A 20,763-nucleotide genomic window follows, 5' to 3' on the forward strand; every position below is an offset into this window, starting at 1 on the left:
AATTAAAGCGTTTACAAAAATGAGGGGGAGTGAAATGGATAAAACAATAAACTCAAATCGTTTTTATCGGTTTTTAGAGTGGTTGATGTGGTTGATGTATTTGAATTTAATATGGGTTTTGACCTGTTTGACTGGTTTGATCGTACTTGGGGTGTTTCCTGCGACGATGGCGTTGGTAATTACGATAAGAGAGTGGTGTATGCAACAAGACATGCCGTCTTTTCATAAAACGTTTCTCAAAGCCTATAAACAAACGTTCGTAAAAGCCAACCTGATTGGGTATCTCTTGTTAGCAATTGGTTATGTCTTCGTAATTGATTATCAGTGGATCATTCAAAATCAATCTTCTTTCCAACCATTGTTCTTAGGTGTATTCATCATTTTGGGGATTGGCTTTCTCATCACATGCATGTATATATTTCCTGCTTATGCCCATTTTCAAGTATCCTTGCCACAATCGTTTAAACATGCGTTTATTCTGGGGATATCTAGCCCTCTCCTTTCTATTATCATGTTTGCAGCTTTATTTCTTCTGCAGTATCTCTGGAGATTTATACCAGGATTACTGCCTGTGATTGGTATTAGTCTCACCTTCTATATGATTACCAGATTGTCCATTATGGCATTTGAAGGGTTTGAAAAGAAGCAACAGATGTTGGTCGAAAAAGAATACAGGAAAGGAGCAAACAAGCATGCATAAGGTCTATTTGGTAGATGATGATGTCTTTGTTCGACAAGGTATTCATACGCTAATTGATTGGGAATCATATGGTTTTAATGTTTGTGGAGAGGCTGACAATGGAGAAGATGCATTGGCCGATATCCTAAAGCTCCAGCCAGATCTTGTTGTAACAGATATAAGGATGCCGGTCATTGATGGTTTAGATTTAGTGAAGCATTGTAAGGAATCCATGGAACAAACGCCAAATTTTATTGTGGTCAGTGGCTACAATGATTTTCAATATGCACAGAGAGCATTGAGGTACGGTGTAAAAGATTTTATCGTAAAGCCAATTGATCAGAATGAATTCCATCAGACATTGGAAAGAATAGCAGCTGCCATCATCAAAGAAAACCAATTAAAACAATTAGAGGATAAGGCAGAAGCGGTATCATTAATCAAAGACCAGATTATCCGTAATCAAGACTTGTGTGAGCATAAAGCAAAGCATCCTTTTTTTGCGGCGCATTCGTATACGTATGTGAAAGTAGAAATGAACGGCTTAAACATTGATTATCAGTATTACTTCGAACAAATGGAGCAAGCATTACAAGAACTGAAAGCGAGCAATCATTATATCTTGTTCGAAGAAAAAATGAACTGCTTTGGTTTGATAATCAATGATAGATTTTTAACAGAAAACAATCTTTCACTTCATCCGTTTTTATTAGATTTGTACAAGGGACTTGGACTTGATCTGCATATCTATTGTGGTGAAACGGTAGACGAAGTAGAACAGCTGCCATCTTCCTATAAAGATGCGAAAAAGTGTGTGCAATATAAATACTTGTTTCGTGAGCCCGTTATTTCAACGTCGATGACGAAAGAGAAAGAAGTATTTTTTATAGATCTGGATCAGGCTTATTATGATGAAATGCTCGCATTTATCGAAGAAAAAAATACAGAACGTATTGAACAGCAGATGCATGTGATGATGAAAGCTTGCAAGGAATTACATTTTGCAAGGGATGCAGTGCGTACGATGGTAAACAGGCTCAATCATATGGTTTTAAAATCGATCAAAGACATGGATGCGAACGAACAGAATATTACTAATTTAAAAGAAATGTTAGAGTGGGATCAGTATTCCTTAAGCCTTTCGCAGTTAAAAACAGTATGGTTTGCTTTTATTATCGACGCTGCTTCGATTTTGCATCAGGCTTATCAAAACAATGGTCAAGGTACGATCTATCAGATAAAAAAATATATTCATATGCATTTTGATCAGCCATTGACCTTGAAATCAATTGCTAACACCTTCTATATGAATCCTGTTTACATGGGTCAATTATTTAAGAAAACATATGGCGTTTATTTCAAAGATTATATTCTGACAGTGCGGATGGATGAGGCGAAGAAATTACTTCGAACAACGGATATGAAGGTATATGAAGTAGCAGAGCATGTAGGATTTACCAACCCGGATTATTTCGTTACCCAGTTTGAAAAAATCGTGAAATCTACCCCATCACAATATCGGAAAAAATTACTAAACAGGATAAGTTAGCAGACAGCAAATGAAAAAAATCCATTTCAATGATATAAGAATTCGCAATAAATTATTACTCATCTATATGTTTTCTGTCTTTTTACCGATCATTTTAACGAACGTTATTTTTTACAATGTAACATCTGAAAATGTCCGCACACAAAAAATTCATGACAACGAACTGGCTTTACGTCAGGTAGCTACCAGTTTCAAACAAGGGGTAGAGGATGCTGTCGGGATTGCATCTGTTCTATATGCAGATGCAGTTGTCAACAAGCTGTTAGACACGAACTATGATTCTCCTGTTGACTTTATACTTGCTTATAACAATAATTTTCGTGATATTAATAAATATACACCTGTGTACTCTTCGATTCGATCAATTCATTTGTATACCGATAATCCGACTGTCATAACAGCTGGAGGTATTTTTCCGATTGATCAAAAACAAACATCATCGCATTGGTACCAAACAACAAAGAATATTCGATCTAAGTACCCTGTTGTAACAAGAGATATCGCAAATGATGGTGAATTAGATCAGTTTGTAGTAGTCCGAGCGTTAGACGCAACAGGTCGGTCGAATAATGAAAAAATTGTGATGATTAATTTAAATGAACGTTTTATTGAGCAGCTCTTTGCCAATGAAACATTTGAAGGGAAAATATATCTGGTGAATGAGGATAATAACATCGAGTATTCTACTGATGATTCCGTGCAGTGGCGATCCTCGTATGCTTCCTACGATGCTGTAGATCATCCGAAAGACGCCATCTTATTTGAAGAGGACTACGATGCACAATATATGTCCGATTGGAAGGTTATCGGAGTGATACCGGAAAAGAACTTATTAGCCGAAGTGCGGAACTCGATCCCGTCGATTTTACTCTTAGCATTGTGGAATTTTGTGATACCAACTTTATTTATTATTTACATTGCGGGAAATATCCACTTCCGGCTTAATACGATCGTAAGAAAAATGCGAAAAGTGAAGGATCAGCAATTTGAACTTATTCCGGGGAAGAACTATAACGACGAGATTGGCGTGTTAACAAGAGAATATAATCGCATGACAAAAAAGATTAAAGACTTAATCAATGATGTCTATATCGTACGCATTCAAAAAAAAGATTTGGAATTACAAAAGAAAGAGACACAATTAAAAGCATTGCAAAGCCAGATCAATCCACACTTTTTATTTAATGTGTTAGAAACGATTAGAATGCGAAGTTTATTGAAGCAGGAACAGGAAACAGCAACAATCATACATAACATGGCGCAGTTGTTGCGAAATTCGATTACGTGGGACAGAGACTTTGTTACAGTTCGTGAAGAAGTGCATCTAATCCATGCTTTTTTAGAAGTCCAAAAGTATCGGTTTGGTGATAAAATGCAATACAATATCAAATTGGATGATTCAATCGAGAACGTGTTGATACCCAATATGTCGATTATCCCATTTGTCGAGAACGCCAGCATTCATGGAATAGAGCCTCTAAAGGGAGGCGGTCAAATAAACATCGTCATCGAAAAAGCCTTCGATTACATAATATTTGAAATTCGAGATAACGGTGTAGGGATACCAGCTGACAAATATCATCATATTATGCAATTACTCGAGGAGGATGAAATTACAGGTGAACGTATTGGTATCTCCAACGTTTTTCAACGATTAAAAATGTATTATCTCGAAGGTGTTGAAGTGGAAATAAAGACAGGCAGAAATGAAGGAACTTTCATCCTATTAAAAATACCGATGAAGACAGATGTAGCTCATTAAGTGGGCTACATTTCCTTTTGATAAAGTAAAACTTTGTTTTAGACACCCACTGATCATTAGCGAAACTTATCAGGGTGTTAGCGTCTGTTACTCCACTTAGCTTCTTTGTGATACTCGAAGCTTGAAATGAGAGTCTTACAGACGGTTAGCACCATGATAAACTAGCAAGATTTTAAGGAAAACGTCGAGTTTTTACAAACCAGCTTAATTTTTCAAAGTTTCCTCTAAAGTTTGGTAGGTAACAATAAGGTTGAATAACAGATAAAATGAAAGTGCTTACAAAAAAGATTTATTAAGGAGAGGGGAATGCAAGATGAACGAAAGGAACGGCTGGTTATTGCTATTGCTGGCTTTACTGCTTTTTGCTTTAGTGGCTTGTAGTGGAGATAGTGAAGAAGCAAGCAAAGACGATACAGATAGTGATAACACCGAAACCGGAGAGGATAGCGGTGAAGTGTTTACTTATCACTTTTTTGATGCATCTGGTCCTGGTGAAGATATTAATACAGCGGAGACAACATTGGGCAAAATGTTTGAAGAAGAAACAGGCGTTAATTTTGATATTGAACATATCGTAGGGGATGTAAACCAAAAGATTGGAACAATGATTGCAAGTGGGGAGTATCCGACATTACTTAACGCCGAGCAATCAACAGACGCTGTGATTGATGCTGGTGGCTTCATCCCTTTAAATGACCTGATTGACGAATATGCACCAAACTTAAAGGAAATGTATGCACCCTATTTAGAAATGATGAAACGCGATGATGGTAATATTTATGTTATTTCTTCCGGTGCTGCACACGGGTACAAAAAGCCCGCAAACCTTAACCAGGGGGCATGGTGGATTAAACGCGATGTACTAAAAGAATTAGGCTATCCCGAACCTAAAACACTTGATCAATATTTCGATATTATCGAGGAATATACAACAGCTAATCCACAAATTGATGGTGCTGATACTATCGGATTTACGGCTTTAACGCACGACTGGCGCTTTTTTGCTCTCTCTAACCAGCCGATGCATTTAGCTGGATACCCGAATGATGGTGGCGCATTGATTGATATGGGAACACAAGAAGCGGAAGTATACAATGACAAAGACATTACCAAACGCTGGTTACAGAAATTAAATGAGGTAAATGATAAAGGTTTATTTGATCAAGAGTCCTTTACACAAAATTATGATGAATATTTAGCTAAGATCACATCTGGTAGAGTTGTAGGTTTCTTTGATTATCGCTGGCAAGCCGGACAGGCATTAAACACGTTACAGGAAGACGATGATCCTTATAACGATTATATGGGCTTTCCGGTTGTATTTGACGAAGATGTGAAAGATCAATATCTGGATCCAACAGGATTTACAGCATCACCTGGTATTGGAATTACAGTGGGCACACCGGAAGAGGATCAAATTCGAATCATCAAATTCCTTGATCACATGGCGAAGGAAGAATCGCAAAAGCTGATTACATGGGGAATTGAAGGCGAGACTTATGAAGTGGATGAGGATGGTCGTTATTATCGCACAGAAGAACAAATCGAAGAAACGTCCAAAACAGAATTCCGAGACAGCTTTGGTTTCTCCACTTTAGAATGGGGCTGGCCAAGAATGAATGGAGAATATGCAGATGGGAATGCTGTGGAGCCTCCAAAACAAGAAGAAGTTGCCAGCATGATGTATGACGAAGGTGATCAAGAGTTTCTTGACGCCTATGAGATTGATACCTTTACAGGTCTTTTCTCAGAACCTGATGAACGCCCTTGGTATCCGGCATACGATGCACCAATTGAAACTGGTTCAGAAGCACAGCTTTATGAACAGCAGTTAGATGATTTAATGAAACGAAAGTTCCCTGAAATCATCTTCGCTGATCCAGGCGAATTCGATCAGCAATGGGGGGCATATGCAGAGGAATTCTCAGGACTACCGAAAGAAGCATATGAAAAAGTAATAACTGATTTTGTCCAGAATAAAGCAAAACTGATGGAAAGCAGTAAGGAATAATAACATGGAAGGCTGTGTTGTGCAGCCTTCTTCCTTCTATCGAGGACGTTACAGAATCACTTTATATAAAGAGTTGTATGTTCGGACCATCTTCAAGAATAAAGAAAGCTTGGCTTATTACCAAGAACTGGCGAATACATTAGCTTCGTATGCTTTATTCCTAAGAATCCATACCATGTCGATTTACTACTCTGATTGAACCTACGTTTTACAAGGAGAAATTTTTGCCAGATGGTCCGAAAATGCAAAGCAGCTATTACTATTAGTAGGGGGGAAGCACGATGGCAATCGAATCAAATACGTTGGAAAGCAAGACAAAAACAATTCCAACGAAAAATAAGGGCATCAAAGCCTTTTTGAAAAAGTGTAAAGATCAACAGGCTCTATTATGGATGACCGTTCCGTTTATTATCTGGGTATTTATCTTTAAATATTTACCGGTATGGGGCTGGACGATGGCTTTTCAGGATTTTAAACCAGCGCTAGGCTTTTCGGATCAGGAATGGGTCGGATTTAAACATTTTGCTTTTTTATTTACTGATGATCGTTTTCTTGGAGTTCTAAGAAATACATTGGCACAGAGTTTGATCAATCTTGTATTAGGCTTTTTAACAGCTATTACTCTAGCAGTATTAATCAATGAATTATCGAATATGAAGTTTAAACGAGTAGTACAGACAATCAGTTATTTACCACATTTCCTTTCATGGGTAGTTGCTGCTGCACTTGTTTCATCAGTATTATCAATTGACGGGATTATTAATGATATTTTAATGGGGCTAGGTTTGATAGATGATGAAATTCTTTGGTTAGGAATTGGCGAATATTTCTGGGGAATTTTAGGTGCTGCTGAAACTTGGAAAAATGTTGGCTGGAATGCGATTATTTATCTTGCTGCGATTTCGATGATCGATCAGGAGCAGTACGAAGCTGCCAAAATTGACGGTGCTTCGAGAATCCAGCGAATATTTTACATTACGATTCCTGGTATGAAATCCGTTATTATTGTGCTGTTAATTATGAATATCGGCTACATTCTGGAAGCAGGTTTTGAGCCACAGTATTTACTTGGAAACGGGCAAAACGTCGAATACTCAGAGAACATTGATGTCTTCGTTATTAAATATGGTATTTCGATGTTTAATTTTTCATTGGCAACCGCTGCAGGTATGTTCAAAACCGTTATCAGTTTCATCTTTTTAATTGCAGCCAACTCGTTTTCAAAGAAAATGGGTCAAGGCGGACTGTACTAGGAGGGGTGCAAGATGTTGAAAAAACGCAAAAAAGCAAGTTATATGAAAACAAAAGAGGATCTGATTTTCGACACATCTAATATTATTTTTATGATTATCCTGTGTGTGTTTATGTTATATCCTTTTTTAAATCAAATTGCGATTTCCTTGAATGATGCAACCGATTCTGTACGAGGAGGGATTTACTTATGGCCAAGAGAATTTACCTGGCATAATTATGAGCATGTATTTGAGAAAGCAGCAATCTATCAAGCTATTTTCATCTCTGTCTTACGAACGCTTGTCGGAGCTGGGGTCGGTCTGTTCTGTACTGCAATGGTAGCTTATGCCATTGCTCAGCCTCATTTTATCTTCAAAAAATCGGTCACGATCATTTTTATCATGACGATGTATTTTAATGGTGGATTAATTCCGACTTTTTTACTAATGAGGGATTTGCACTTGATCGGATCTTTTTGGGTATATATTTTACCAACATTAATAAGTGCTTTTAACTTGATTATTATGCGTTCCTTTATAGAGGGACTGCCAAGCAGTATTTTTGAATCAGCTAAAATTGATGGAGCAGGTGATTTTAAGATATTCTTTAAGATTGTGCTGCCGTTGTCTCTACCAGTGTTAGCAACAGTAGCACTGTTTGTTGCCGTGTTCCAATGGAACCAGTGGTTTGATGTCTTCCTCTACAATTCCAGTCAAGAACACCTGACTACTTTACAATATGAGCTAATGAAAATCTTGCAAAATTCAAGTACGACATCGAGTGGGGATATGGCTTCAGCCTTTGCTAATTCCGCTGGGGGAGAATCCAATATGGTAACACCAAAGTCGATTCAGGCAACGATGACGATTGTAGCCAGTTTACCGATCATTATGATCTATCCGTTTTTGCAGCGCTATTTTGTGAAAGGGATGACACTTGGGGCGGTGAAGTAGGAAAAATTATATATAACCACGATAAGGTAGAATCAAGCATTTCATTACACATCACACCTTTGTCGTGGTTATACTAGTTTAAATCAATTCTAATATATTGAATAATAGTATTATTTAACCATTTTTAAATACTACCATACAAGTTATTGACAAAGTTAGTGAAAGCGCTTTACAATAAAAACAGAAGCATTGTTTACCAAATAAACAAAGGTTTGGCCATTCTTGTATACTAGTCAGACTAGAGTAATTAGTTGTGGTGACATTGTAGGGTTTTAGTTGTAATCCAAATATTGATTGAAGAAAGGAGTAATGTATGGAGGGTGTTAGTAAAATCAGACATAATCAACTGTTGAAAAGCGGTATGTGGGGCAGTATTAAAAAAGATTGGCAATTATATTCATTGATCTTATTGCCAGTTATCTACTTAATTATTTTTAAATATGGTCCAATGTTTGGAAATATTATTGCGTTTAGAAGGTTTATGCCAGGTGGAAGCATTATTGGGGAAGAATGGGTCGGACTTCAATATTTTAAAATGTTTTTAAATGATCCTACTTTTTATAATGTGTTCGCTAACACATTTATACTTGCGTTTTTATTGCTTGTGATTACGTTTCCGGCTCCAATTATATTTGCATTACTTTTAAATGAATTGAAGAATCAGTTATTTAAGCGGTTTATTCAAACAGCTTCTTACTTACCGCATTTTTTCTCAGTGGTGGTTGTTGCTGGTATGGTCTTTGAGATACTTTCTCTTAATGGTCCAGTAAACAGTTTACTAGCTGGCTGGGGATTTGAAAAAATTAGCTTTATGCAACTGCCCGAATGGTTCAGGACCGTTTTTGTCAGTGTTGATTTATGGCAAGGATTAGGCTGGGGTGCCATTCTATATCTGGCAGCATTGACCGGTATTAACGATGAATTATATGAAGCTGCAAAAATAGATGGTGCTAATCGTTGGCAGCAAACAATGCATATTACTATCCCGGGGTTATTGCCAACGATCGTCGTATTATTAATATTAAACATTGGGAATTTCCTACAAATAGGGTTTGAGAAAGTATTGTTACTTTATAATCCATTAACATATGAAACGGCTGATGTTATTTCAACTTATGTTTATCGAGTTGGTCTGGAATCTGGAAGTTTTAGTTATGGAGCAGCGATTGGACTATTTGAATCTATAATTGGCTTAATACTTGTACTAGGCGCCAATTATCTCTCCAAAAGAATCACGGATAACAGTCTCTGGTAGGAGGTATGAGAAATGGAATCATGGCAATATAAGGTGTTTAAGGTTTTTAATGTAACATTATTACTTTTTATCGTATTTGTTACTTTGTTTCCTTTTATTAATATTGTGGCACAGTCATTTAGTTCAGAGTCATATATCAATGCTGGGGAAGTCAGTCTCTGGCCAAAAGGGTTCAATTTTGATACTTATGAAGTGATCATGTCAGATACGATGTTTTGGATCAATTATAAAAATACAGTTATTTATACATTGGTAGGTACGTTCATTTCTTTAGTTTTATCAACGATGATTGCGTATCCTTTGTCTAAAACAAGATTGAGAGGAAGAAGATTTTTAACATTATTCTTCGTTTTTACAATGTTTTTTAACGGAGGTTTAATTCCTAACTATGTACTTGTTACTTCTTTAGGATTTGGTAACAGTCTTTGGGCAATTGTTATCCCAAATGCGATAAGCGTTTTTAACATGCTAATTATGAGGACATTTTTTCAGAATATTCCAGATGAATTGGAAGAAGCGGCTATTATGGATGGATGTAATACATTTGGGATTCTGTTCAAGATCATTTTACCTTTGTCTAAACCGATTATCGCAACAATGATGCTATTCTATGCAGTTGCACACTGGAACTCCTGGTTCCCGGCGTTTATCTTCTTTACGGATAAAGAATTGTTCCCCGTTTCCATTTATTTAAGGAATATGATTAAAGGTGCTGAAACAGCGCTTGGTGCTGGTGCAACCAGTGCAGATAACATGGTTCAGATTTCAGCCAATATTAAATCAGTCACGATGGTGCTAACGGTATTACCTATCTTATTAGTTTATCCATATATTCAAAAGTATTTTGTTTCGGGTGTCATGCTTGGTTCTGTTAAAGGTTAGCTTCTCTCAAGAGCCAGAGGAGGTGATTCAATTACATTCATTCGCTTAGCTGCGGATAGCTCATTTTGCCATCAGATGGTTCGCTGAATTTTTAAAAAAAGAGGGGGAATTATAATGTCTAAAAAAGGTATTGGATACTCGTTTTTAACATTTATTTTATCAGTAGTTTTGCTGGGAAGTTTAGTGGCATGCAGTGATTCGGAGTCATCAAACGAGCAAGATAACAGCTCAGCTGAAAGTGTTGCAATGGATGATTATCAAGCGGGGGACAGTTTTAAAGCGAAAGAACCTGTTACGTTTTCAACGCTTTTCAGTGATCATCCAAACTATCCATTGAAGGAAGACTGGACTTTTTTGCAGGAATTAACAGAAAAAACAAATGTCACGTTAGATATAACATCCGTACCATTTAGTGATTATACGGAGAAACGAAGCTTGCTGATCAGCAGTGGTGATGCACCATATATTATTCCAAAAACATATCCAGGTGAAGAAACACAATTTGTTGCTTCTGGCGCTATTATACCGATTAGTGATTATGTTGACATGATGCCAAACTATCAAAAAAAGGTGGAGGAATGGGAGATTGAACCGTTCCTGGAAGGGCTCCGTCAAAAGGATGGAAAATATTATGTATTACCTGGTCTTCATGAAGATGTCTGGCCGGATTACAGTTTAGCAGTTCGAACAGATATTATGGAAGAATTGGGACTGGAAGAACCTACTACATGGGAAGAAGTGGAAGAGATGCTTCAAGAGATGAAAAAAGCTTATCCTGATTCTTATCCTTTCTCAGACCGGTTTCAATTTAATAGTACTCTAGGAATAGCAGCGACTGGTTTCGGTACCAAAGCCGGCTGGGGTCTAGGAAACATGCTAGAGTATGTAGAAGAAGACGACGAATTTATTTTTTCTCCAACAACAGACGAATATCGGTCAATGGTGGAATACTTCAGTGGTCTCGTTGAACAGGGATTACTGGATCCTGAGAGTGTTACACAAGAAGATGATCAAGCAATCGAAAAATTCACAAATGGTAAATCTTTTGTCATTAATACAAATGGTCAAACGTTAACCCAATATCGTGATACGATGGACGATACCCTAGGTGAAGGTAATTATGAAATTAAGAAAATTGTAGTACCAGGTGGTCCTGCGGGGCAGTTAATGGAAGGTGGTAAATTGGAGAATGGTATTATGTTTACCAAAGCCGCTGCAGAAGATCCAAACTTTGAAGCGATGCTGCAATTTATCGATTGGTTACTTTATAGTGACGAAGGGTTAGAATTTGCTAAATGGGGAGTAGAAGGGGAAACTTTCACGAAAGAAAATGGTGAACGTCAATTAACGGAAAACATTACGTTCCGTGGAATGAATCCAGACGGAGAGGAAGATCTTCAGATTGATCATGGCTTCTCTGGTGGTAATTTCTCTTATGGCGGTCCAACTGAACTCCTACATTCTATGTTTAGTGAAGAAGAAGTGGAATTCCAGAATGCCATGCATGAAACAAAGGAATTGATTTTGCCTGATCCACCAATCCGTTATGATGCAACGCAGTTAGAGCAATCAACACTGTTAAGCACACCAATAAAAGATTCAGTGGAACAAAATACGTTGAAGTTTATTGTTGGTGACCGAAGTATGGATGAATGGGATACCTTTGTAAAAGAAATCGAAGCAAAAAATGTTCAAGGATACGTGGATTTAGCAAATGAAGTGTACCAGAATAATAAATAAGCAATGTTAATGATCCTATAACACGGAGAGTTTCTTTCTCCGTGTTCTCTTTAAATATGTTGGAAGATTAGAAAAGGTGGTTAGTTGAATGGTGACAGTTCAACAGGTTATAAATGATTTGAGAAGCAACACTCCATCTCATGTTCCTACTGTAGATACGATAAAGTTTGGTGACAAGAATAAAGATGTGAAAGGAATAGCAGTAGCTTATATGCCGAGTTATCAAGCTATCCTAAAGGCGATAAGCAATGATGCTAATATGCTTATCTGTCATGAAGGACTGTTTTATCGTCATGATGACAATAGCGTGGAAGATAAAAGTGATGTATTTATCGAAAAAAAGAGATTGATTGAAGAATCTGGGTTAACTGTTTTCCGTTATCATGATCACATTCACAGATTACAGCCTGATGGTATCGAACAAGGAATGATCAACACACTTGCCTGGCAACCTTTTTTAATAGAGCATCAATCGGTATATTCGTTATTTAAGCTGCCGACACAAACATTAGAACTGTTATTAACAGAGTTGAAGCAGAAATTAGTAGTTGATCGATTACGATATGTGGGAAATTTGACTGCAAATATTAGTAAAGTGGCATTGTTAGTAGGATACAGGGGAGGTGGAGCTACAGCACTTCCACCATTTGTTCATGATGATGTTGATGCTGTTATTTATGGAGAAGGGCCTGAATGGGAAACGCCAGAATATGTAAGGGATGCAAACGCAATCGGGAATAACAAAGCAGCAATTATACTTGGGCATTTAGAAAGCGAAGAGCCAGGCATGTACTATCTAGCCGAAAAACTGAGACAGAGATACCCCGGTATACCCGTATCATTTATAGCTTCAGAGAATTGTATAAAAACGATGTAAATGAAATGATAAAAAGAAAGGGGTTTGACATTGGAGTATAATCAAGGTGGATTTTTTCGATTTTCTTATTATGTATATCAGTTGCTAATTTTAAATCTTTTATTCGTTCTGACAAATATTTTGCTGTTTGCGGCATTAATTATACTGATACCTAGCATCTCTAATGCTTTACTGTACTACATTGCTTTCATTCCAACTGGTCCCTCATTAGCTGCTTTATTTCACAGTTTGTCGTCCGTAATGAAAGAGAATGGTCATTCTTTTGTGAAAGATTTTTTATCAGCATACAAGAACAATTTTGTCGATGTATTAAAAGTATGGGTTCCAATCATTACTGTTTTTTTTATATTATTAATTGATATTCAGTATTTTAATCAGAATCCTACACTAATAAATCAGGTATTGAATGGCATATTTATCGTATTGTTATTACTACTGGTTTTATTATCTATCTATTCACTTATGATTACGACACACTATACATTTAGATTAAGAGATACGTATCGTCTCTCTATTTTTTACATGTTGACGTGGATCAAACGCTCAACAGGAAATATTGCGATATTATTTTTAACGGTTGTGTTTATGTTTTTTACATCAGATTTTATTATTCTCTTTATTTCCAGCCTTGTAGCATGGTTCCTGGTGTTAAATACACTACCGGTTATTCACGATGTTGGAACAAGTTTTGTCAAAACGGAAAAAGAAGGCCAAACACAAACAATATAGCATAATTACAAATGGAAAGTGCGGTGTAGTATGAAAAATCAACTGTTATTATTTAATGATAATTGGTTATTTGCTAAAACTGATGTAGACGTTACGAATAGTTCATTACCAGACTTTAAGCCGGTGGATATTCCACATGATTGGCTTATTTACGATGCAAATCAATTATATGAAAATAGCATAGGATGGTATAAGAAAGGCTATCATTTTAATGGATCGAGTAAAGAAGTACTATTGACTTTTGATGGGGTTTACATGGATTCTGTGTTGTATGTTAACGATCAGCAGGTGGGTGAGTGGAAGTATGGTTATTCCAGATTTGAACATAACATCACCCCATATCTTCAGGAAGGTAACAACACGATTTTATTAAAAGTTACCTACAAAAGTCCGAATAGCAGATGGTACACAGGTGCTGGTATCTATCGGAATGTGTGGTTAAAAGAAAGAAGTGCTAATTATATAGAAACAGATGGTATCTATGTATCTTCTTTTAAACAGAAGGACGTTTGGAAGTTAGCTATTGAAACAAGTGTTTTTGCCGCAGAGTCACTAACAGTAAACCATGAACTAATAAGAAATGGGGAAGTAATGAATACATATTCAGGTGAAGTATCGGTGGGAAGGGGTGTGGAAAAGGCAGAACTAACCATTAAAGACCCTTTTGTTTGGAGTGTGGAATCACCTCATTTGTATCAACTGGATACTTCTATAAGTGTGAATGGTACTGTCATTGAAATGATTTCCCAACGAATTGGATTTAAAGAAGTGACATTAGATCCAGACAAAGGCTTTTTTCTTAATGGACAACACATGAAGTTAAATGGTGTTTGTGAGCATCATGATTTGGGAGCTTTAGGCGCAGCTTTTAACCCGGTAGCATTGAAAAGAAGGTTAGAGATCTTAAAGGACATGGGTGTGAATGCAATTCGGACTGCACATAATATGCCGGCTAAGGAATTGATGGATCTAGCAGATGAGATGGGATTCCTGATCGTTTCAGAAGCGTTTGATATGTGGGAAAGACCGAAGACACCTTATGATTATGCCCGTTTTTTTAAAGACTGGGCATACGTTGATATTAAAAGTTGGGTGAAACGTGATCGAAATCATGTCAGTTTAATTATGTGGAGCATTGGTAATGAGATCTATGATACGCATGCGGATGAACAAGGGCAGCGAATAACAGAGAAGCTGGTGAATTACGTTCAGGAATTTGATCCAGAAAAAAACGCAGTGATAACAATCGGATCTAACTATATGCCATGGGAAAATGCACAGAAATGCGCAGATATAGTGAAAATCGCTGGTTATAATTATGCTGAAAAATATTATGATAGGCATCATCAAGCGCATCCCGATTGGGTAATATATGGGAGTGAAACAGCTTCTACCGTTCAAAGTAGAGGTATTTATCATTTTCCTTTTGAGAAATCAATCTTAACAGATGATGATCAACAGTGTTCAGCTCTAGGTAACAGTGCCACAAGCTGGGGCGCCAAATCTGCAGAAGCATGTATACTCGCTGAACGGGATACCCCCTTTTCGCTAGGCCAATTTATTTGGACTGGATTTGATTATATTGGTGAACCAACACCATATCATACTAAAAATTCCTATCTTGGACAGATTGATACTGCAACATTTCCGAAAGACTCCTATTATATTTATCAGGCTGCATGGACCGATTATAAAAAAGCGCCGATGGTTCATATTTTTCCTTATTGGGATTTTAATAATGGGCAACTCATTGATGTGAGGGCCTGCTCGAATGCCCCCAAAGTTGAGCTGCAATTTAATGGAGAAACAATAGGAACTTTTCATACCAATTATCAAAATGGTAATCAGTTGACAGGCTGGTGGAAGCTGCCATATGAGGATGGCACTGTTACTGCACTGGGTTACGATGAAGATGATAACATCATTGCAACAGAAAGCAGGCACTCTTTTGGTGAAGCAAAGACGATGAAATTAACTCCTGACAAATTGACAATGGAGGCGGATGGTACAGATTTAATTTTTGTTGAGATCACGATGGAAGATGAAGCAGGCAATCCGGTAGAGAATGCGGCGAACAGGGTCGATGTTCAAGTTTCAGGGGCCGGTCGATTAATCGGTTTGGATAATGGTGACAGTACTGATTATGACCAATACAAGGGAACAAGCAGGCGATTATTTAGTGGAAAATTGATGGCAATTATTGCGGCAAGATTACAACCGGGCGAAATCGAAATGGAAGTAACATCGGAAGGCATACCTGCCGAGAAATTAGTTATGCAGTCTATTGTGACAGAAAAAGATGTTACAGGTGTATCAGCAAATATGGAAAATAAACACGTCCCAGTCGTAATGGGGAACGAAAAAGAAATCCCTGTTCGCAACATAAAAATTCACAGTGAAGAGGGGCAACACTTGAATGATCAACAACAAGACTTGATTGTCAGTGCGTCGGTTCAGCCATCCAATGCCTCTTATCAGGAATTGGAGTGGAGTGTCGTTACAGATACCGGAATCACCTCTAATATAGCAACCCTCGAAGCTTTCGGTAATAGAGCCAAGATTACTGCATTTGGTGACGGCACTTTCCGTGTTCGCTGTACAAGTACCAATGGCACCAGCAACATTAGGATTATTTCGGAATTGGAATTTCATGCAGAAGGAATTGGCACAGCTTATAAAGATCCATATGATTTTGTTTCAGCCGGTCTTTTTGATTATAGCGAAGGGGATTTAGGAAATGGAAACGAACGAGGCGTTGCCACAAGCAGAGACGGTGTTACGGTAGTTACTTTTCATGATATCAACTTCGGTTCAATTGGATCAGAACAGATAACTGTACCGATCTTTGCATTATCCAGTGAGGAATATCCATTGCAAATATGGGAAGGTGTTCCTGGTGGCGAGAAAAGTGAATTATTAGCTGATGCAATCTATCAGAAGCCTTCCAAATGGAATGTCTATCAATCTGAAACCTTCCAATTAACACGCAGGATCAAAGGAATTAGATCGTTATCGTTCGTCACCACCAAAAAAATGCATATCAAAGGTTTCCAATTTACGGAGGCGAATCGAGCGTTAGATTGGAATTTAGCGGCAGAAGCGGATCATATTTATGGTGATCGTTATCGGATCGAGAATGATACAGTTGAACAGATCGGCAATAACGTATCATTAACGTTTGAGCGATTTGATTTTGGTGAAAAAGGAGTGACTAAGATTGCTATAACGGGCCATTCTCCGATTGAAAAAAATACCATTCATATTCGACTTGAAGGTGATCAACGTGAAAGTGATCAAATTATAGAGTTTTCTTTTTCAGAAGATTACCAGGAGAGAATATTTGCTCTCGAGCATGTTCACGGAGTACAGAATGTCACGTTTTTATTCTTGCCTGGCTCCGATTTTCACTTCCGCGCTTTCCGCTTTATTGAATAGATCAGTCAAGCTGTTATCATTTATAAGTGGTAACAGCTTTTTTAAAAAGTCAAAAAAGTACATAAGCGCAGTCACAGCAGCAAACTATTGAACAAGAAGTTGAGTTCCTATAATATGGATTATGTCTACTAGCCATTGCTAGCCGAGCATCCATATTGAGATATTTAATGTGCTGGGATACCACTCCGGCCAACCACTTCGCGTCCTGCGGGGCACGGCTGAAGCTAGGCTACTACCCGAAATACTTCTCTGCTGCCTTGCACCGAGGAAGCCTACTTCGAAGCTTTACTAGTAGACGCAGGTGCAGACGTTGTGGATCTTCAGCACCTGCATAATCCCGCGGGAGTCTACGTGGTTGGCCTACGCTAGGTTAAGGACTCTACAACTTCTGGAAGAACTAGCATATTGGTCGCTGCATTTATAACAGCAATTGAATAAAAAACAAATGTCTAGAACCACTGCTTTTTGCAGTTACATAAGTTGTAGCACTTCCCTCAAGCGTAGGAAATATGCGGAGACTCCCGTGGAATCAGCGCGAGCTGAAGATCCATTTAGGAAAGAAAAGAAATTTCTTTCCTAAATTAGCTGAAGCCGTGCCCACAGGACGCGGAGCTTATTTCCGGAGCTTTGCTAAGCTGATAATCTATATCAAAATGACCATTTGGCAACACAGTTCTACTTAACATAATCCATATTATAGGAAGTAGGGGATTTCTTCTGACTCTGCCACAAAACCATTTGATATTGCTTTTTATGACAAAGTTATTTATAATGTACTTAATTCAAACGATAGACGATCTTATTTTTTTGCCTGAAAAGGAAACCGTTTTCCTTTGAGTTTATCAATCTATTTAGGAAAGGTATGATGACGTGACTAGTCAGACATTTCATTCTCCAAAACTTTCTTTGGAACAACGCGTGACCGCATTAATGGAAGCGTTAACTTTCGAAGAGAAAATATCACTGTTAAGTACCCATCAAAGTGCGATTCCCCGACTTGGCATCAAAGAATACTTCATTGGTGGTGAAGCAGCACATGGTGTAGTGGATCGCCAAGGGACAAAGACGACTGTTTTCCCGCAGCCGCTTGGTTTATCCAATACATGGAATAAACTATTAATGCATCAAGTCGGCAGTGCGATTGGCGATGAAGCGAGAGCTTTTTATCAATTAAAAGACGAAAAAACAGGGCTTACCTTATGGGCGCCAACGATTGATATGGAGAGAGACCCAAGATGGGGCCGAACGGAAGAAGCCTACGGAGAAGATCCCTATTTAACCGGCGTATTGTCGACTTCGTTAATTAAAGGGATGCAAGGCGACGATCCATTCTACGTAAAGCTCGTAGCTGCACCGAAGCATTTTTATGGAAATAATAATGAGAAAGGCAGAGAAGATACCTCCAACAGTATTGATCTTCGTAATCGGAAAGAGTATTATTTGAAAGCGTTTGAACCTGCCTTTAAAGAGGCCAAAGCCTTGTCCATGATGACGGCTTATAATGGTGTGAATGGCATTCCATGTATGCAAATTCAGGAAATAGAAGATATTGTCCGTAACGAGTGGGGTATGGATGGATTTGTTGTTAGTGATGGCGGTGCTTTAACACTTAATGTTGAAGAGTATCAGTATTATGATACGTTTGCTGAAGCGTTGGCCGATGCATTGAAGAAGGGGATAGACTGTTTTGTAGACGACAAAGAGCTGGTAGAAAAGGCGGCCAAGGATGCTTGGGATCGTGATTTACTATCCGCAGCAGACATTGAGCGAGCGGTGCGACGAATCGTAACAGTCCGTTTTCGCTTAGGTCATTTTGATACCGATTCATCTGATAATCCATATGCAGCAATCGATCAATCTGTTTTGAACCATGAAAACCATCAAAAGCTGGTAAGACAGGTAACAGACGAGTCGATTGTTTTATTGAAGAATGAGAAACGTATGTTGCCACTGAACCGCAGTAAAGTAAAAAAACTTGCTGTAATTGGCCCCACTTCCAATCAAGTGTTTCGTGACTGGTATACCGGTTATTCTCCCTACCAGATAACACCTCTGGATGGAATTAAAAATCTTGCAACTGAAACGGAAATAGTTTTTCATGACGGCTTTGATCGTATCGCCTGGAAAACAAGTGATACCAATCAATATTTGACCATTGATCCAACAAACAATTGGATTACTTCTGCAACGAACAGGGAACAAGCAATTATTACCGATGAAGACTGGGGAAATGATTGGCACGTATTTAAAAGTCAATATACAGACTGTTATTTGACGCAGCCTGACAAACAGGTGACCTATCAAGCAGACAAAGAGGAAGTGTTTGATTGGTTTAATCGGGAGAAAATTCGTGTCATGAAATCCGGTGACAAGGCGTACACCCTATCAAACTGGGAGGATCAGGCGATCATAACAAAAGATGAAAAAGTCATCGTAACAGGAGAAACAGGCACAAGCTTTGAAAAGGAAATCATAGAGGATGGAATCCAGGCAGCAGTTCAATGTGCTGAAGAAAGTGACGTGGCGGTCGTCTGTGTTGGCAATCACCCGATGATCAACGGAAAAGAAACAGAAGATCGTGAACATATTAATCTGCCAAACTATCAGCAGCGATTGATAGAGGAAGTATATAAAGCGAATCAGAATTTGATTGTTGTGGTGATCGCAAGTTATCCGTTCGCAATCAATTGGGCACAAGATCATGTTCCGGCGATTTTGTACAGTGCACACGGTTCACAAGAACTCGGGAGCAGCCTTGCAGCGCTATTATTCGGTGACATCAATCCTTCAGGGAAATTAAGTATGACATGGCCAAAGGATTCTGATCAATTACCAGCGATCACCGATTATGACATTCGAAAAGGCAAGCGTACGTATCAATATGCCGAAGATAATATTTTATACCCATTCGGTCATGGTTTGAGTTACGGAGACGTCCGTTACGACAATTTTGATTTAAATAAGACAACCATCGCTCGTCAAGATACGATAACTCTCTCTTTCCGTGTAAGGAATATAAGCGATTTTCTCCGGGATGAGGTTATCCAGCTGTATGCTGCAGTAACCGATAGTTATTACGATAGACCAAACAAACAATTGGTAGCTTTTGAGAAAGTTTCACTCAAGCCTGGTGAGGAGCGTGCGTTACATTTTACTATCAGTTCAGAGCAATTACAGGTGTATGATATTAGAACCAATCAATTCATACTAGAAAAGGGAAAAGTGCAGTTTGCGATCGGACAATCAAGTGAACGACTTATTCATCGCTTTCATCCTGTCGAAATAAGAGGGGAAGAAATTACCGGTCGATCACTGGCAGTAGAAACGCCTGCTGAGAATTATGATGATTATCAAAATGTCATTTTAACAAAAGGGGAAAGAGAACAACCATGTGTGACGGCAGGTGAAACTAGCGGCAGTATTATGTTTCGTAATGTCGAAGTCATGGATAGTAATATATTGAAAGTCCGATTCAAAGGAAATGGATTTATTCGATTTCATGTAAATGAGATACAGGATACTCCTTATCAACAAGTACAGACCAGTCAATGGGAAGATATTTTGCTAGACATGAAGAGTCTCCATGATGACAAGATTCAGCTGATATTGGAATACAAACAACTATCAATACAATCTGTGCAATTACAGAAAGGGTGAG

13 protein-coding genes are annotated in these 20,763 nt (G+C 38.1%); all 13 read left to right on the forward strand.

Going from position 1 to position 20,763, the window contains the following annotated elements; genetic code table 11:
* Positions 1-34 precede the first annotated feature (34 nt).
* Positions 35-700 (forward strand): YesL family protein, encoded by a 666-nt coding sequence (locus MUN87_RS21050; protein WP_244743807.1) that lies wholly within the window; start codon positions 35-37, stop codon positions 698-700.
* Complete coding sequence (locus MUN87_RS21055; RefSeq protein ID WP_244743808.1) at positions 693-2,228, forward strand: response regulator transcription factor; 1,536 nt, start codon at positions 693-695, stop codon at positions 2,226-2,228. The genes MUN87_RS21050 and MUN87_RS21055 overlap by 8 nt, the downstream gene beginning before the upstream one ends.
* 10 nt (positions 2,229-2,238) lie before the next feature.
* The gene (locus tag MUN87_RS21060; RefSeq protein ID WP_244743809.1) at positions 2,239-3,990 is read left to right on the forward strand and encodes a sensor histidine kinase; all 1,752 of its coding nucleotides are present in this window, start codon (positions 2,239-2,241) and stop codon (positions 3,988-3,990) included.
* A gap of 313 nt (positions 3,991-4,303) precedes the next feature.
* Positions 4,304-6,001: an ABC transporter substrate-binding protein gene (locus tag MUN87_RS21065; protein WP_244743810.1), complete on the forward strand. Its 1,698-nt coding sequence runs from the start codon at positions 4,304-4,306 to the stop codon at positions 5,999-6,001.
* A gap of 281 nt (positions 6,002-6,282) precedes the next feature.
* A complete protein-coding gene (locus tag MUN87_RS21070; protein ID WP_244743811.1) occupies positions 6,283-7,254 on the forward strand; it encodes an ABC transporter permease in 972 nt (323 codons plus the stop codon).
* A 12-nt stretch (positions 7,255-7,266) separates the two neighbouring features.
* Entirely contained in the window at positions 7,267-8,187 is a 921-nt protein-coding gene (locus MUN87_RS21075) for a carbohydrate ABC transporter permease (RefSeq protein WP_244743812.1), read from the forward strand.
* Positions 8,188-8,500: 313 nt separating this feature from the next.
* Positions 8,501-9,442, forward strand: coding sequence for an ABC transporter permease (locus tag MUN87_RS21080; protein WP_244743813.1), 942 nt, complete (start codon positions 8,501-8,503; stop codon positions 9,440-9,442).
* A 12-nt stretch (positions 9,443-9,454) separates the two neighbouring features.
* Positions 9,455-10,324 (forward strand): carbohydrate ABC transporter permease, encoded by an 870-nt coding sequence (locus MUN87_RS21085; protein ID WP_244743814.1) that lies wholly within the window; start codon positions 9,455-9,457, stop codon positions 10,322-10,324.
* A 114-nt stretch (positions 10,325-10,438) separates the two neighbouring features.
* Positions 10,439-12,064: an ABC transporter substrate-binding protein gene (locus MUN87_RS21090; RefSeq protein ID WP_244743815.1), complete on the forward strand. Its 1,626-nt coding sequence runs from the start codon at positions 10,439-10,441 to the stop codon at positions 12,062-12,064.
* Between the two features lie 88 nt (positions 12,065-12,152).
* Positions 12,153-12,941: a Nif3-like dinuclear metal center hexameric protein gene (locus tag MUN87_RS21095; RefSeq protein ID WP_244743816.1), complete on the forward strand. Its 789-nt coding sequence runs from the start codon at positions 12,153-12,155 to the stop codon at positions 12,939-12,941.
* Positions 12,942-12,971: 30 nt separating this feature from the next.
* Positions 12,972-13,670, forward strand: a complete 699-nt coding sequence (locus MUN87_RS21100) for a DUF624 domain-containing protein (protein WP_244743817.1) — start codon at positions 12,972-12,974, stop codon at positions 13,668-13,670.
* Positions 13,671-13,700: 30 nt separating this feature from the next.
* Positions 13,701-17,105: a glycoside hydrolase family 2 TIM barrel-domain containing protein gene (locus MUN87_RS21105; RefSeq protein ID WP_244743818.1), complete on the forward strand. Its 3,405-nt coding sequence runs from the start codon at positions 13,701-13,703 to the stop codon at positions 17,103-17,105.
* Between the two features lie 870 nt (positions 17,106-17,975).
* Positions 17,976-20,762 carry a beta-glucosidase gene (locus MUN87_RS21110; protein ID WP_244743819.1) on the forward strand — a complete coding sequence of 929 codons (2,787 nt, stop codon included), beginning with the start codon at positions 17,976-17,978 and terminating at the stop codon, positions 20,760-20,762.
* Position 20,763 lies beyond the last annotated feature (1 nt).

The sequence above is a fragment of the Gracilibacillus salinarum genome, assembly GCF_022919575.1.
GTDB lineage: Bacteria > Bacillota > Bacilli > Bacillales > Amphibacillaceae > Gracilibacillus > Gracilibacillus salinarum.

Excerpts from the sequence above, each read along its gene's own strand:
- MUN87_RS21050 (WP_244743807.1), top strand. The coding sequence starts at position 35 with ATGGATAAAACAATAAACTCAAATCGTTTTTATCGGTTTTTAGAGTGG.
- MUN87_RS21055 (WP_244743808.1), top strand. The coding sequence starts at position 693 with ATGCATAAGGTCTATTTGGTAGATGATGATGTCTTTGTTCGACAAGGT.
- MUN87_RS21060 (WP_244743809.1), top strand. The coding sequence starts at position 2,239 with ATGAAAAAAATCCATTTCAATGATATAAGAATTCGCAATAAATTATTA.
- MUN87_RS21065 (WP_244743810.1), top strand. The coding sequence starts at position 4,304 with ATGAACGAAAGGAACGGCTGGTTATTGCTATTGCTGGCTTTACTGCTT.
- MUN87_RS21070 (WP_244743811.1), top strand. The coding sequence starts at position 6,283 with ATGGCAATCGAATCAAATACGTTGGAAAGCAAGACAAAAACAATTCCA.
- MUN87_RS21075 (WP_244743812.1), top strand. The coding sequence starts at position 7,267 with ATGTTGAAAAAACGCAAAAAAGCAAGTTATATGAAAACAAAAGAGGAT.
- MUN87_RS21080 (WP_244743813.1), top strand. The coding sequence starts at position 8,501 with ATGGAGGGTGTTAGTAAAATCAGACATAATCAACTGTTGAAAAGCGGT.
- MUN87_RS21085 (WP_244743814.1), top strand. The coding sequence starts at position 9,455 with ATGGAATCATGGCAATATAAGGTGTTTAAGGTTTTTAATGTAACATTA.
- MUN87_RS21090 (WP_244743815.1), top strand. The coding sequence starts at position 10,439 with ATGTCTAAAAAAGGTATTGGATACTCGTTTTTAACATTTATTTTATCA.
- MUN87_RS21095 (WP_244743816.1), top strand. The coding sequence starts at position 12,153 with ATGGTGACAGTTCAACAGGTTATAAATGATTTGAGAAGCAACACTCCA.
- MUN87_RS21105 (WP_244743818.1), top strand. The coding sequence starts at position 13,701 with ATGAAAAATCAACTGTTATTATTTAATGATAATTGGTTATTTGCTAAA.